We start from the raw sequence: 14,003 nt of genomic DNA, 5'->3' as shown, positions 1-14,003 counted from the left end.
GGGCGGCCGAGGAGGCCGGATCAGCCCTCGACCGCGTACGGCAGGAAACCGGCCCACGCGGCGGGGGCGAAGGCCAGGCGGGGGCCCTCGACGTTCTTCGAGTCGCGGACGTGGACCGTGCCGGGTTCGGTGGCGATCTCGACGCAGGAGTCGCCCTCAGGGCCGCTGCTGTAGCTGCTCTTGAACCACGCTCCTGCCACTTCGATGCACGAGTCGCCTTCGTTACCGTCGCTGTAGCTGCTCTTGAACCACGTGAGGCCCGAAGTGTGGTGGTCGAAGACCTTGCGGATCATGTTTCCCCCAGCAGTTCCTCGATGAATGCCAGCGACTCCCGAGGTGGGAGAGCCTGCGCGCGGATGCTGCCATATCGTAGTTCGGCGATGCGGAGTTGCCGGACGTCCGAGACCGGGCGGCCGTTGAACGCTCCCTCGCAGCGTGCCACTGCTGAACCGTCCTCGAACTTCAGCAACTCGATCTTCCCGTCGAGGCCGGGGTGAGCCTCGCAGCGCGTCGGCATCACTTGAAGCGTTACACAACGCAGCCTGCCTACCTCAAGCAGGTGCTCCAGCTGTCCGCGCCACACCATTGTGCCTCCGAGCGGACGTCGTAGCGGGGCCTCTTCCAGGACGAAACTGAGCGTGGGTGCCGGATCCTTCTGGAAGATGGCTTGGCGATCCACGCGGGCAGCCACCATCCGCTCGATCTCGTCCTGGCTGTAAGCGGGTTGCCGTGACTCGAATGCTGCTCGTGCGTGATCGTGTGTCTGGAGAAGCCCGCTGATGCTGTGGCACACGTAGAGGCCGATCTCAACCGCTCGCCCCTCCAACTGTGCGAGATCCCGCACTTTCTTCGGGTACCGGACCTTCTTCACGTCCTCCTTCATCGCCGCGATGAGGCCGCCGGCGTCCAGGACCTCGTCCGCCGTGTCCAAGTACTCGGGCCTGGGGATCCGCTTGCCCGTCTCGATCTTGTACACCAGATCCGCGCCGTATCCGGCCGCCACCGCGAAGTCGCTGACCCGCATCCCCGCCGCCTCCCGGCGAAGCCTCAACTGCCGCCCCACCGTGGCCACCACGGCCAGTGCCCAGTCGTCGTCCGGGTCCACCTCCCACCCCGGCTCGTCCGTCTGGTCCGTCTCGGTTCCGACCCGCACCGCCTCATCGCTCACCGACATGTGTGCCCCTCCGTGATGCTGCGACGTACTGTTCCGACCTGTTCGCAGGAGCTACTTCGACAGTCTGGACACGACCGGTTGAACCTTGGATCGTAGCTCTACGTAACAGCACAATTACGCATCTCAGTATGTCCGGTCGGCCACGCTCGGTGATGTGAATCAGCAAACTCAGGGAATCGCCGAGCACGGGTCAGGACCCGAACTCGACCTCAGCGTCCGCAACTTCACCATGCTGCTGTCGTCCACCCCACGCGGTGCCCGCCTCGCCCGCCTGCTCGCGGTGGACACGCTCCGGAGCTGGGGGCTTCCGCACGAGCGGGCGAGCCACGTCATCGCGGAACTGGCCGCCAACGCGGCCACCCACGGCCGTCTCCCCGGCCGCAGCTTCCGGCTCACGCTCTACGTGGTCGGCGTCACGCTCCGTATCGAGGTCACGGACACGCGCGGTGACCGGATGCCCGCGCCGCAAGTACCGGACGTGGCAGCCGAGTCGGGCCGGGGCCTGCTGCTCGTCGACGCGCTGGCCGACCGCTGGGGGGTGACCGAGGGGCGGTTCCCGCGCAAGACCGTCTGGGCCGAACCGAGCTTCACGCCACCGGAACCCGCACCTTCGTGCTCCGGTGCCGTCGGCGGCTGAAAGACAAAGAACTCCGGGGGAAAACACCCCCACCAAACCCCACCACCCCTCCCGCCCGTGGTCGCGCGCACTCGGGCGGGTGAACATCCCCGGTTCGGCTGGATTTCCGGTCCGGCCAGGCCCGACGCTCAGCGCAACGCACCACCACACGACAGCAGACATGAGACGGCCCCCGCCGGGACTGCAATCCCACTGCGAGGGCCTGACCACCGAGGAAGATAGAGGCTTCCCGATGGGTACCCAGAACCCTAGCGTGCCCCCGCGCGCCCAGGCCCGCCTCGCGGGCAACAAGCACCCGAACCGGGCCCACCGCACCACCGGCGGGCTCCAGCACGACAACTCCCGCCACACCACCCGCTTCACGGTGATCGGCAACCACCTCGCCCAGCACCGGGAGCTCTCGCTCCTCGCCATCGGGCTCGGCACGCACCTCCAGTCACTGCCCAAGGGCGCCCCGGCCGACATCAAGAGCCTCGCCGCACGGTTCCCCGAGGGAACTGCTCGTATCGCCGCCGCCCTGCGCGAACTGGAGACTCACGGCTACCTGCGCCGCGAACGCGTCCGCACCTCCACCGGCCGCATCGTGACCCGCACGACCTCGTGCAACCAGCCGATGGCGGCCCGGCACCCCGTCGAGGTTCCCTCCCGCACGGCAGCGGAGCCGCAGAGGCAGGAGACGTGCGAGGAGAGCACGCCGCACAGGAGGTGCGAGAAGCGAGCACGCCGCAAGCCCCTCCCCGCCGTGCCGGGCCCTGCCCACCCCGCCCCCGCGCTCCTCCAGGCCGCCACCGACCTCCTCGCGGACCTCCACCGTCACGAGCCCTGGCTGCTCCTCTCCACCGGCGACACGGCGCACCTGTCCCCCGGTGTCGCCGCCTGGCTGGAGCGGGACGTCCCCCCCGCCGCCGTACGCAGGGCTCTGACCATCGACCTGCCACCCGAGGGCGTACGACGGCCCGCAGCTTTCCTGGCCCACCGCCTCGCCGACCAGCTCCCGCCCCCACCCCCGTTCCGCGCGCCGGCCGCCCCGCCACCCGTACGGCACCCCCTGCAGAACTGCGACGGTTGCGACCACGCGTTCCGCGCACCCCACCCCGGCCGCTGCCGCGCCTGCCGAACCGATATCCAGGAGGCCGCCTAGCATGAACGTGACGATCCTTGCCCCTGGGCACAGACGACGAGGAGCGAGCGCCATGACCATCGCACCCGACGACGCGCGGCGGGACGGCTCCCATCTGTACCGGTCCATGAGGGATGTCGTGCAGTCGATGGACGACACCCTCCCCGGGAAGTTCGAAGTCACCAAGGAAGGGATCGTGCACGACATGATGTCGCCGGGAGGCCCGCACGAGGTCACGGCCGCGCACGTCAGCCGCCGTCTGGAGAAGGTCATGCCGGACGAGCTGCTGGCCCACAACGGCACGCCCGACGTGGAGGACGTGCCCGAGGGCATCATGCGGCACCCGGATGTGATGGTGATCGCCTGGGCCGACCTCGACGTCGAAGGTTCCATCGACCCCCGTACGGTCCTCGCCGCCATCGAGATCGTTTCCCGGTCCAACCCGGAGAACGACTGGGTGGGCAAGATGCGCGACTACCCACTGCTCGGCATCCCGACCTACGTGATCTTCGACCCCCGTACCGGCACCGGCGCGGTCTTCACCGACATCCACTCCACCCCGGACGGCCCTCGCTACGCGGTGCGCAAGAACTTCGTCTACGGCGAGGACGTCACCATCGGCGAGTGGACCATTTCCACGAGCGGCCTCCCGCTCTACCACGGCGACGGCGTGGGCGAGGCCGAGTCGGCAGGGGCGTGATCCGGAAACGGAGGAGACTGTTTCGGTCGCCTCCGCCCGCACCGCACGTCCTGGCTCGCCCCACCGGTCGTTCCCGGTCAGTTGCCGGATGCCGACGATTCCGGGCTGCCCGAAGGGGCGGAGCCGGGCGGAGGGCCGTCGGCCGGCGCCCCGCTGGGCGGCTGGCCGCCTCCGGGGCCGCCGCCGGGCGCGTTGCCGCCGGTGGGCTCGGTGCCGGTGTCGATGGGGACGGTCAGCTTCGCCGTGTAGCCGGCCTTCACCGATCCGCTCACGGTGGCGAGCTGGTGGACCCCGCCGTCGTCGCCGAAGACGTTGTCGGTCTTGAGGGTCAGTCGCGAGAGGTTGTCGACGGAGGACTCGTAGCCGTCGGTGGCGAAGACGGTGTCGCAGGCGTTCTTCGGGAGGGCCATCTGGGACGTCGACAGGCGCTTGTCGTAGTCGGTGACGGAGTCGAGGTCGGGGTAGACCTCGAAGTGCACGTGCGGCCAGCGGCCCGGGTAGCAGGCGGGGAAGACGCTGACGAACGTGACCCGGCCGTCGCTGTCGGCGACCTGCACGCCGCGCAGGTAGTTCTCGTCCTCGACTCCGCTGGAGTACAGGGAGTAGTTGCCGTCCCGGTCGCACTGCCAGGCGTAGACGGCCGCGCCGGCGAGCGGTTTGCCGTCGTCGACGAGGTCCAGCACCGTGAATTCGAAGGTGAGGGGGATGCCCGGGGCGGTCGTCGTCGAGTCGCCGAAGCTCGAACGGATGTCCTGGCGGACGATTCCCTCCTTGTCCAGGACGTCGACTCCGTTGGTGCCGTCCGCGGGGTAGGGGCCGTTGGTCTCGTCGGGGATCTCGGTGAGGCCGGACGACGATGACGCGGAGGCGGTGGCCTCGCCCGTGGCCGTGGTGCCGCTGCCGGAGCCCGAGCCGCACGCCGCCAGCGCCGCCATGCCGCCGACCCCTCCGAGGAAGGACAGGGCCCGCCTGCGGGAGAGGGTGCCCAGGTCGAAGTCGAGTCCCTGGTCGACGACCTCTTCCTCGGGGTTCGGAAGCAGGCGCCCCTGGTAGGCGGGTCCGTCGGGCGTCTGTTCGGCTTTCGGCTTGCGCATCGGGCGCCTTCCGTCGGGGGGACAGGTCCGTGAGGTCCGCGTCGGGCCCCGTGAGCGGGACGCCGTCGCCGACCCGGGGTCAGCCTGGCACCGGAATCCATGACCCGGCCCGGTGCCGCCTGTGAGCCGGCCGAGAAGGACGGGCCGGCCGGCGACCGTGCTGGGCGGGTGCCGGGCTCGGCGTCGGCGCCGTGTTCGACGACACCCGCCCCACGGACGTCTTCCGCGTTACGGGGACGAGCGCGCGGCCTCATAGGCTGGCCCCATGACGGAACTCCCCGACCGGCGTCTGCTGCTGGTGCACGCCCACCCGGACGACGAGTCGATCAACAACGGCGCGACCATGGCGCGGTACGCCGCCGAGGGCGCCCATGTGACGCTGGTCACCTGCACGCTCGGTGAGCGGGGCGAGGTCATCCCGCCCGAGCTGGGGCACCTGGGCGGGGCCGCCCTCGGCGGGCACCGGCTCGGGGAGCTGAAGGAAGCGATGCGGGCGCTGGGGGTCGAGGACTTCCGGCTGCTCGGCGGGGCCGGGCGGTACTGCGACTCCGGGATGATGGGACTGCCCGACAACGACGACCCCGGCTGCTTCTGGCAGGCCGACGTCGATCAGGCGGCGGGGCTGCTCGCCGAGGTGATCCTCGAGATCCGGCCCCAGGTCCTCGTCACCTACGACGACAACGGCGGCTACGGCCACCCCGACCACGTCCAGGCCCACCGCGTCGCCATGCGCGCCGTCGAGCTCGCCGCCGACGGAGGGTGGGACATCCCCAAGGTCTACTGGAACCGGGTGCCCCGGTCCGTCGCCGAGCAGGCCTTCGCCCGCCTCGACGGCGACCTGCCCGGCCTGCCCTTCGAGAAGGCGGGCACCCTCGGCGACGTACCGGGTGTCGTCGACGACGGGCAGGTCACCACCGCGGTCGACGGCACCGCGTACGCCGCCGCCAAGGCCGCCGCGATGCGCGCCCACGTCACGCAGATCACCGTGGCCGAACCGTACTTCGTGCTCTCCAACGAACTCGCCCAGCCGCTCTTCACCACCGAGTACTACGAGTTGGTACGCGGCGAGCGTCCCGTGGAGCGGGAGAGCGACCTGTTCGCCGGGACCGGGGAGGCGTCGTGAGCGACCGGTCGCCCTCCGCGCTCGCCCAGCCGCTGCGACCGCCCTCCGCCGGGCGGGTCGTCGCCTGCCTGGGGTTCTTCCTGCTCGGCGCCGTGGTCGGAGCCGCCGGGGCGCTGGTGCAGCCCGCGTGGTTCCCCGGCGGGCTGCTGCTCGCCCTCGCCGGTGAGGCCGGACTGGTCCTGGGGGCCACCCGTCTCCTCCGCAGCCGGGCCGGGGGCGCCTGGGCCGCCGGTGGCTGGATGCTCGTCGTCATCCTGCTCACCACCAGCCGCCCGGAAGGCGACTTCCTGTTCGCCGCGGGCGGCGGCTCCTACCTCTTCCTCCTCGGTGGCATCGCCCTGGCTGTGATCTGCGCCACCCTCTTCTCCGGGCGGCAACCGGACGGCCCTCCCGCCCGACTTGGCAAGTGACGTACCACTTCGCCGTGTCATGGGCGTGCGGGTCCGGTGTGGGTTTCCCCGGCGGTACTGGGATACGGGCCGGACGGGGCCAGTAAGGTGGTGCGCGCCGCCGAGCCTCCCTCGAACCCTCGGCTTCGCCCGAGCTGGGAGGACTCCCACCGTGAGGTCGTGACGGGCGGCGGAGCCAACCGGGAGAACCTGCCTTGAGTCGTGAAACTGACACTCCGTCCTCCGGGCCCAACGGGCGCGGCGGAGCCGCCTACCCGTCGGGCACGCCGCCCTACGGGATTCCGGCGATTCCGGACGAGGGCACGGACGCGGGCCGTTCGGCCGCGCGGCCGGAGGAACGCAAGACCGAGACCACGCTGACGACGCGGGTCCGCATCAACATCCCCGGATCGCGGCCCATTCCGCCGGTCGTCGTGCGCAAGCCCGTCGCGGACGAGGGGGGCAAGGGCGGTACCGCCGACGCCGAGGCGGCGGCGCCGTCCCCTGCTCCGGCCGCCGACGTGGCCGAGCCTCCCGCCCAGCCCGACCGGCCCGCGCAGGCCGACCGGCCGGCGGCCGAGGAGAAGCCGGCCAGCGACTGGTTCGCGCCGCGCAAGTCGGGCGGGGGCAAGGGCGGTCCGGCCGGCGGCTCCGCCAACGGGGCGGGCGCGCCGAGCGGTTCGGGTCCCGCCGCGGGCGGCGCGCCGAAGGCACCTTCCGCGCCCGGTGGCGCGCGGCCGGGCGGCGTCGTCGGCTCCATGGGCGCGCCGGGCGGCTCCCGTCCCGGCGGCGCGCAGGGTTCCGGACCCACCGGCGCGACCGGTGCGACCGGCGGGCCCGTGGCCCCCGGGCACGGTGGCGGCACCGGCTCCTTCGACGTGACCGAGGCGCTGGCCGCCGGGCCGGCCGGCCCCGGCACGCGTCCGGGCACGGGTCACGGTGACGAGCCGCGCCGCGACGACCTGCCGTTCTTCACGGACGAGGCTCCCCGGACCCCCCGGTCCGGCCGGCCCGGTCAGCGCGGCCCGCAGGGGCCCGCGGGCCCGACCACCGGACCGGCGACCGGCTCGAGCCCGGTCGCCCGCCAGGCGGGCAGGGGCTCCGGCGCTCCCGCCGTTCCCGGTGGTCCGGGCCTCCCCGCCCTTCCGGTCCGCCCCGGTGCCCAGTCGGGTCAGTCGGGTCAGGGCGCCCCCGGGCGCCCCGGTGCCCAGGCGTCCCAGGGCGCCCCCGCCGGCTTCGCCGGCCAGGGGGGCGGCACCCCCGGCGTCCCCGGCGGCGGTCTGAGCGACGACACCGCGATCCTCACCCCGCAGAAGCCGGCCGAACCCGGCACCCCGGGCTACGGCCCCCGCCACGACAACGTCTCCGGGCACACCGTCACCAGCGGCATTCCGGTCGTCCCGCCGGGCGCGGACTTCAACGCCCCCGGCGGCCCGGCCGACGGCCCGCGGCCGCACACGCCCCCGAAGCTGCCCGAGCCGGTCTCCACGCCCCCGGCGAGCTCCTCGAAGCCGGCGAAGAAGAAGGGGCGCAACAAGCTCGTCCTGCTCTGCGGCTGCGTGGTCTTCCTCGCCGGTGTCGCCTACGGCGCAGGCCTGCTGATGAACCGCTCCGACGTGCCCAAGGGCACCACCGTGCTCGGCGTCGACATCGGCGGCGGCACCCGCGACGAGGCCGTGAAGAAGCTCGACGCGGCCCTCGACGACCGGTTGGACCAGCCGCTGAAGCTGTCGGTCGACGGCAAGACCGTCGAGCTGGAGCCGGACAACGCGGGCCTGCAGTTCGACACCGACGCCACCGTCGGCGCGGCCACCGGAAGCGACTACAACCCGGTCAACGTCATCGGCTCCCTCATCGGCAACGAGCGCGTCGTCGAGCCGGTCATGCCCGTCGACGAGGAGAAGCTGCACGCCGCCCTGGAGGAGGCCGCCGGCGGCTCCGGCTCGGTGACCGAGGGCTCGATCAAGTTCGAGTCCGGCAAGGCCGTCCCGGTGTACCCCAAGGGCGGCCAGGGCATCGACGTCGCCAAGGCGACCGACGTGGTGACGGAGGCGTACCGCACCCAGGTCGAGACCGGGAAGTCCGCCGCGGTGAACGTCCCGACGGCCGCCCAGCAGCCGAAGATCACCAAGGCCGAGGTCGACCGGATGATGAAGGAGTTCGCCGAGCCGGCGATGTCGGCCAACGTGATCGTGCAGACGGACGCCGCCCACACCATCGAGTTCAGCCCGGAGAACTCCCTGTGGAAGTTCCTCGGGGTGCAGGCCGTCGACGGCAAGCTGGCGGAGAAGCCCGACCTGAAGGCCCTGCAGGAGCTGTACGGCCAGACGTTCGACGGTGTGCTCATCGCCCGGGGCAACGGCGAGAAGACGGCCGTCACCCCCCAGGACGTCTACGGCGCCCTCCGTCAGGCACTGACCAGCAAGACCGACCGCGTCGCCGTCATCGACACGAACCCGAGCTGACGCGACGCCCGGAAGCGGGCGCCCGGTGGATGGATCACCGGGCGCCCGCTGTCCGGTCGAGCGGCGCCCGCGTCCCTAGTTGAGCAGCGCCCGCGCCGCCTGCGCCTGGCCCCGGATCCGTTCCGCCGCCGGCCCGTCCACCGCCGCCACCAGCTCCGCGTACGCCTCCAGCTCCCGCGCGCCGTCCCGGAAGTCGCCGCGCTGCACCAGAAGCTGTGCCCGCTCGTAGCGCAGCCGTGCCGGGTGCGAGGGGAGGAGCAGGGACAGGTCCACCGCCCACAGCCCCACACCCGAGTGCTCGGGACGCGCCGCCGACCACGCCCGGATGTTGTTCAGGATCCGCAGGACGACGTCCAGCGTCCCCGCCGGCGTCAGCATCGACGCGTCCAGCGGCGCCCCCGTCGCCCCGGTGACCAGCATCTCCGCGTCGGCGCCGGTCAGCACCCGGCCCCCGTCGAAGGGGTCGGCGAGCACCTGCCCCTCACCCACCCCCGCCTCCCCGAAGCCGACGACGAAGTGCCCGGGGAGTGCCACCCCGTACACCGGCGCCCCCGCCCGCCGGGCCACCTCCGTCCACACCACCGACAGCAGGATCGGCAGCCCGCGCCGCCGCCGCAGCACCTCGTGCAGCAGCGACGACTCCAGCCGCTGGTAGTCGTCCGCGACGCCGTGGAAGCCGTACCGCTCGCCCAGCAGCTCCCGCAGCGCCAGCGCCCACGCGCGCGGCGAACCGGGCCGGTAGGGCAGCTCACCGGCCAGCCGGTCCAGCTCCACCTCCACGGCGTCCATGCCCGCCTCGTCCAGCGAGCCGTCCGCCTCCGCGCCGACCAGCAGGCACAGCGTGGACAGGTCCGGCCGCTCGCAGCGGGCCTCCTCGGCGAACCGCCGGCGCAGTTCGGCGGAGCGCTCGGGCGATGGGGGACGTGGCGCGCGCATACCCGGTTCGTGCCCGCTCACGGCGCTCCCTCACCTGCCGGAGCCGACGATTCCGGAGCGCGGTAGTGGTGGTACGCGTGGTGCGCGGCGAAGCCCATGCGGTCGTACAGCGCCCGCGCCCCCGCGTTGTCGTCCTCGACCTGGAGCCAGGCCGCCGAGGCGCCCTCGTCCAGCGCCCGCCGGGCCAGCGCCGCCATCACGGCCGTCGCCAGCCCCCGCCGCCGCCGCGCCGGGTCCACCTCGACCGCCGCGAACCCGGCCCACCGCCCGTCCACGACACACCGCCCGATGGCGGCCGGCGCGTCCGCGTCGCCCGGCACGGTGGCGAACCACACCGAGGGCCCTCCTCCCAGCACCCGCAGCGCCACCTCGCTCACCCCCTTGCGCTGGTACCGGGCCAGCCACGCCTCGTCGGCCTCACGCGACAGCACGACCCCGGACGGCTCCCCGCCCAGGTCGGCGACCGGCGCCAGCGGACCCGTCCACAGCTCGGCGGTCACCTCCCGCACCCAGCCCCGCCGCTCCAGCTCCGCGCACAGCAGCTCCTGCGCCCCCTCGGCGCCGGTCGCGGTCTGCACGTACGCGGGCAGCCCCCGCGCGGCGTACCAGCCGCGTACGGCTGTCAGCGCGTCGTCGAGCGGCACGCCCGGGTCGCCGAGCGGCAGCACGGAGTTGGCCCGCCGTGTGAACCCCTGAGCGGCCCGCAGCTCCCACTCGCCCAGCCGCTCGCTCTCCACGGGCCGCCACGCCCGCGCGGAGACCCGCGCCAGCTCCTCGTACGAGGCCGCGGGACCCCGCCGACGCGCCGGAGCGGACGGGACCACCTTGCCCGCGACCAGCGCGGACTCCGCGATGCGGACGCTTTCCCCGCTCTTCTTTGTGATCCGCAGCACACCGTTGTCCCATGATGTGAGAACACCGACCGTGTCGGTGAACTTCTCACCCGAGGGACCATGTTCGATCAAGCTCCGTACGGAGACCCGTTTTCCCACGTCAGCAGTGGTGATACGGACCTCGAGGCGCCCGGCGGCAGAGATTTCCACAGGTCAGTTCACCCCTCCTGTTCGGATCATGCCCAAGAACGGAGATACTAGGGGCGGGCATCGACGACGCCGCGCTCCCGCGCGCCAGGCGGCGGAGCCTGAGGAGGCCCGCCAGCGCCCTATCGAGGAGGAACGACAGCGTGACCTACGTCATCGCGCAGCCTTGTGTCGACGTGAAGGACAAGGCGTGCATCGAGGAGTGCCCGGTCGACTGCATCTACGAGGGCCAGCGGTCCTTGTACATCCACCCGGACGAATGCGTCGACTGTGGTGCCTGTGAGCCGGTCTGCCCGGTCGAGGCGATCTTCTACGAGGACGACACTCCGGAGGAGTGGAAGGACTACTACAAGGCGAACGTCGAGTTCTTCGACGAGCTCGGCTCGCCCGGCGGCGCCAGCAAGCTGGGTCTGATCGAGCGGGACCACCCGTTCATCGCCGCGCTGCCGCCGCAGGCGTAGCCCGTCCCGGTCCCGTACGGCCCGATCCCCGCGATCGCCGTACGGGGCCGAGGTGTTCGCCGGACCAGAAAGTGAGCCCGTACCCGTGTCCGCAGTCTCCGACCGGCTGCCCACCTTCCCCTGGGACAAGCTGGAGCCGTACAAGAAGACGGCCGCCGCGCACCCCGACGGCATCGTCGACCTCTCGGTCGGCACGCCCGTCGACCCGGTGCCCGAGCCGATCCAGAAGGCCCTGGTCGCCGCGGCGGACTCACCGGGCTATCCCACGGTCTGGGGCACACCGGAACTGCGCGACGCGCTCACCCGCTGGACGGAGCGCCGACTGGGCGCCCGCGGGATCACCCACCACCACGTCCTGCCGATCGTCGGCTCCAAGGAACTGGTCGCCTGGCTCCCCACCCAGCTAGGACTCGGCCCCGGTGACAAGGTCGCCTTCCCGCGCCTGGCCTACCCGACGTACGAGGTCGGCGCCCGTCTCGCCCGCGCGGAACACGTGGCGTACGACGATCCGACCGAGCTGGACCCGGCGAACCTGAAGCTGCTCTGGCTGAACTCCCCGTCCAACCCGACGGGCCGGGTGCTGTCCAAGGAGGAGCTGACCCGGATCGTCGCCTGGGCCCGTGAGCACGGTGTCCTCGTCTTCTCCGACGAGTGCTACATCGAGCTGGGCTGGGAGGCCGACCCGGTCTCGGTGCTGCACCCCGACGTCAACGGCGGGTCGTACGACGGGATCGTCTCCGTCCACTCCCTGTCCAAGCGGTCCAACCTCGCCGGTTACCGCGCCGCGTTCCTGGCCGGTGACCCGGCGGTCCTCGGCCCGCTGCTGCAGATCCGCAAGCACGGCGGGATGATGACCTCAGCGCCGACCCAGGCGGCCGTGGTCGCGGCCCTGGGCGACGACGAGCACGTCCGCGTCCAGCGGGAGCGCTACGCGGCCCGCCGCACCGCCCTGCGCGAGGCCCTCCTCGCCCACGGCTTCCGCATCGAGCACAGCGAGGCCAGCCTCTACCTGTGGGCGACCCGCGACGAGTCCTGCTGGACCACGGTCGCCCACCTCGCCGACCGGGGCATCCTGGTCGCCCCCGGCGACTTCTACGGCCCGGCGGGCGAGAACTTCGTCCGCGTGGCGCTCACCGCGACGGACGAACGCGTCCAAGCAGCGGTAACCCGCCTGACACCCTGACCCACCCCCGGTCCCACCCACCCCGGCCCGGCTGCGGGCAGTCGTTCCGCAGGGTGGAACGGGTGGGCACAGCCACCGACGCCGGGCCACCGCCCGGCAAACGCTCACCGCACCCCGGCGCAGACACACGGAACGACGGGGCCTGGGAACACACCCCCAGACCCCGTCGCCGCAACAGAAGCCGGCCGCAGGCCGACAACTCAGCCGACCGGCAGCCCCTTCACGGGCGCACCCTTGGTGAGGGACCCGGCAGCCTTCTTCACGGTCTTACCGGCGCCCGGCGCCACCTTGTCGGCATCACCCGTGGTCTTCGCGACGTCCTGCGTCACGTTGTCCACGGTGTCACCGGCGGCCCCGTCCACAGCGGTCAGCCCGCCGAGGTTCGGCGCGGCCGGCAGCTCCGGAGCCGCACTGGCGGAACCGGCCGCGCCGACCCCGGCGGCCGCTCCCGCAGCAACGAGCAGCGCGGCACGGGCGATCCGACGGGTCAGGGGGAGGGACATGGTGCTCCTTCGACGGGAGAGAACGCTGACGCCGTGACTACCGTCCGACCGCCGGGAAGGTTGCGGCGGGGCAACGCAAAGAGTTGGTAATGCGTCGCATTATCGGCCGTACATGACGCCTGCGGGTGACTCCCCGCACGCCTGCGCGGTCGTACCCCCGCGCGGTCGCGCTACGGCATCGTCGTGATGGTCACGGCCCCCGCACCGTCCGTGGACCCCGAGCCCTCCGCGTTCTTGCCGTCCACCGGCCGCCACCGGCTGTCGGAGTGCCCGGCCGTCCACTCCCGCCCCGCGTACGACACCCGCTTTATGCGCAGCTCGGAGGCGTTGGCCACGGCCCAGTGGGCCAGCTGCCAGCCACGCGCCCCGGCATCGGCGCCCTCCTCGGCGGTGACCGGAAGCCGCACGGTCCCCCCGCCGGAGTCACCGGAGTCCACCGGAGCGCTCTCCGAGGGCGAGGGCGAGGACGAGGGCGCGGCCCCCACCTCCGCCCCGGCCGGCTCCAGCGCGTCCCGCCCGAAGTCCCGCGCCAGCGCCGCCCGCACCGCGTCCGCGCCCGCCGCCCGCGTCGCGGCCGGACGGCCCTCGCAGGTCAGCGTCGCCGCCGAGCGCCCGGTGAGGGCGGCGGCCAGCAGCGCGGCGTCCGGCTCGTGCTTGGCGTACGCCTGCGGGAAGCCGCTGCGCTGCACCCGCTGCGCGGCGACGGTGAGCGGCAGCCGGGTGTAGCCCGGCACCTCCTCCAGGTGCTCGTAGAACTTCCCCGCCGCGTACGCCGGGTCCATGATCTCCTTCGGCGTGCCCCAGCCCTGCGAGGGACGCTGCTGGAACAGGCCCAGCGAGTCACGGTCGCCGTAGTCGATGTTGCGCAGCGCCGACTCCTGCAGCGCGGTCGCCAGCGCGATCGTCACCGCCCGCTCGGGCAGCTCGCGCGCGGTGCCCACGGCGGTGATCGTCGCGGCGTTCACCGCCTGCTCGGGCGTGAACTCGTACGTCGCCCCGTCGCCCTTGCCCGATACGACCTTGCAGCCGGGAGCGCCCGCGCGGCCGGTGTCGTACTGCACCACGACGTATCCGGCGACCGCGGACAGCACCGCGAGGCCCGCACTCCAGCGGAGGAAACGGCCGCGACGTGTGCGCTTTGAAGGAAGGGACGGCTCTGGCACGCGTACAAGGTACTG

General features: G+C 72.6%; 15 protein-coding genes. 8 read left to right on the top strand and 7 right to left on the bottom strand.

Translation table 11 applies throughout. From position 1 onward, the window contains the following. Positions 1 to 20: 20 nt before the first annotated feature. Complete coding sequence (locus ACZ62B_RS05430; protein ID WP_468727121.1) at positions 21 to 293, bottom strand: DUF397 domain-containing protein; 273 nt, start codon at positions 291 to 293, stop codon at positions 21 to 23. Further along, positions 290 to 1,174, bottom strand: coding sequence for a helix-turn-helix domain-containing protein (locus ACZ62B_RS05425; RefSeq protein ID WP_469689314.1), 885 nt, complete (start codon positions 1,172 to 1,174; stop codon positions 290 to 292). The genes ACZ62B_RS05430 and ACZ62B_RS05425 overlap by 4 nt, the downstream gene beginning before the upstream one ends. Positions 1,175 to 1,328: 154 nt before the next feature. On the opposite strand from ACZ62B_RS05425, the gene ACZ62B_RS05420 reads away from it, so the two are divergent. The 3 genes from ACZ62B_RS05420 (at position 1,329) to ACZ62B_RS05410 (ending at position 3,631) form a co-directional block, all read left to right on the top strand. Then, the gene (locus ACZ62B_RS05420) at positions 1,329 to 1,811 is read left to right on the top strand and encodes an ATP-binding protein (protein WP_344565271.1); all 483 of its coding nucleotides are present in this window, start codon (positions 1,329 to 1,331) and stop codon (positions 1,809 to 1,811) included. A gap of 232 nt (positions 1,812 to 2,043) precedes the next feature. Then, a complete protein-coding gene (locus ACZ62B_RS05415; RefSeq protein WP_344565273.1) occupies positions 2,044 to 2,952 on the top strand; it encodes a helix-turn-helix domain-containing protein in 909 nt (302 codons plus the stop codon). A gap of 52 nt (positions 2,953 to 3,004) precedes the next feature. Continuing rightward, complete coding sequence (locus ACZ62B_RS05410) at positions 3,005 to 3,631, top strand: Uma2 family endonuclease (protein WP_468719368.1); 627 nt, start codon at positions 3,005 to 3,007, stop codon at positions 3,629 to 3,631. Positions 3,632 to 3,708: 77 nt separating this feature from the next. On the opposite strand, the gene ACZ62B_RS05405 is transcribed toward ACZ62B_RS05410, so the two are convergent. Next, on the bottom strand, positions 3,709 to 4,725 hold the full coding sequence (locus ACZ62B_RS05405; RefSeq protein ID WP_344565277.1) for an intradiol ring-cleavage dioxygenase: 1,017 nt from the start codon (positions 4,723 to 4,725) through the stop codon (positions 3,709 to 3,711). A gap of 265 nt (positions 4,726 to 4,990) precedes the next feature. Between ACZ62B_RS05405 and mshB the strand changes: the two genes are divergently transcribed. From mshB to ACZ62B_RS05390, 3 genes are all read left to right on the top strand, one after another. Then, positions 4,991 to 5,848 carry an N-acetyl-1-D-myo-inositol-2-amino-2-deoxy-alpha-D-glucopyranoside deacetylase gene (gene mshB / locus ACZ62B_RS05400; RefSeq protein WP_344565279.1) on the top strand — a complete coding sequence of 286 codons (858 nt, stop codon included), beginning with the start codon at positions 4,991 to 4,993 and terminating at the stop codon, positions 5,846 to 5,848. Further along, positions 5,845 to 6,258: a DUF6113 family protein gene (locus ACZ62B_RS05395; protein WP_344565281.1), complete on the top strand. Its 414-nt coding sequence runs from the start codon at positions 5,845 to 5,847 to the stop codon at positions 6,256 to 6,258. Before mshB ends, ACZ62B_RS05395 begins: the two co-directional genes overlap by 4 nt. Positions 6,259 to 6,452: 194 nt before the next feature. Then, positions 6,453 to 8,702, top strand: a complete 2,250-nt coding sequence (locus ACZ62B_RS05390; RefSeq protein ID WP_468880154.1) for a hypothetical protein — start codon at positions 6,453 to 6,455, stop codon at positions 8,700 to 8,702. Positions 8,703 to 8,777: 75 nt separating this feature from the next. Here ACZ62B_RS05390 and ACZ62B_RS05385 read toward each other — a convergent pair whose 3' ends face one another. Both ACZ62B_RS05385 and ACZ62B_RS05380 read right to left on the bottom strand, forming a co-directional pair. Further along, the gene (locus tag ACZ62B_RS05385; RefSeq protein WP_468886850.1) at positions 8,778 to 9,638 is read right to left on the bottom strand and encodes a transglutaminase family protein; all 861 of its coding nucleotides are present in this window, start codon (positions 9,636 to 9,638) and stop codon (positions 8,778 to 8,780) included. A 17-nt stretch (positions 9,639 to 9,655) separates the two neighbouring features. Then, positions 9,656 to 10,681 carry a GNAT family N-acetyltransferase gene (locus ACZ62B_RS05380; protein ID WP_468886852.1) on the bottom strand — a complete coding sequence of 342 codons (1,026 nt, stop codon included), beginning with the start codon at positions 10,679 to 10,681 and terminating at the stop codon, positions 9,656 to 9,658. 140 nt (positions 10,682 to 10,821) lie between these two features. On the opposite strand from ACZ62B_RS05380, the gene fdxA reads away from it, so the two are divergent. Together fdxA and ACZ62B_RS05370 are read left to right on the top strand one after the other, a co-directional pair. Continuing rightward, positions 10,822 to 11,139, top strand: a complete 318-nt coding sequence (fdxA, locus tag ACZ62B_RS05375) for a ferredoxin (protein WP_004926152.1) — start codon at positions 10,822 to 10,824, stop codon at positions 11,137 to 11,139. 85 nt (positions 11,140 to 11,224) lie between these two features. Continuing rightward, positions 11,225 to 12,322, top strand: coding sequence for a bifunctional succinyldiaminopimelate transaminase/glutamate-prephenate aminotransferase (locus tag ACZ62B_RS05370; RefSeq protein WP_468886854.1), 1,098 nt, complete (start codon positions 11,225 to 11,227; stop codon positions 12,320 to 12,322). A gap of 200 nt (positions 12,323 to 12,522) precedes the next feature. Here the strand turns inward: ACZ62B_RS05370 and ACZ62B_RS05365 are convergent, their stop codons facing one another. Both ACZ62B_RS05365 and ACZ62B_RS05360 read right to left on the bottom strand, forming a co-directional pair. Then, a complete protein-coding gene (locus tag ACZ62B_RS05365; protein WP_382052425.1) occupies positions 12,523 to 12,825 on the bottom strand; it encodes an ATP-binding protein in 303 nt (100 codons plus the stop codon). 170 nt (positions 12,826 to 12,995) lie between these two features. Further along, positions 12,996 to 13,988, bottom strand: coding sequence for a VldE C-terminal domain-containing protein (locus tag ACZ62B_RS05360; RefSeq protein ID WP_344565292.1), 993 nt, complete (start codon positions 13,986 to 13,988; stop codon positions 12,996 to 12,998). Positions 13,989 to 14,003: the final 15 nt, after the last annotated feature.

Source organism: Streptomyces sp. NPDC053426 (assembly GCF_055585405.1).
This window is presented reverse-complemented; position numbering and strand designations above follow the sequence as displayed.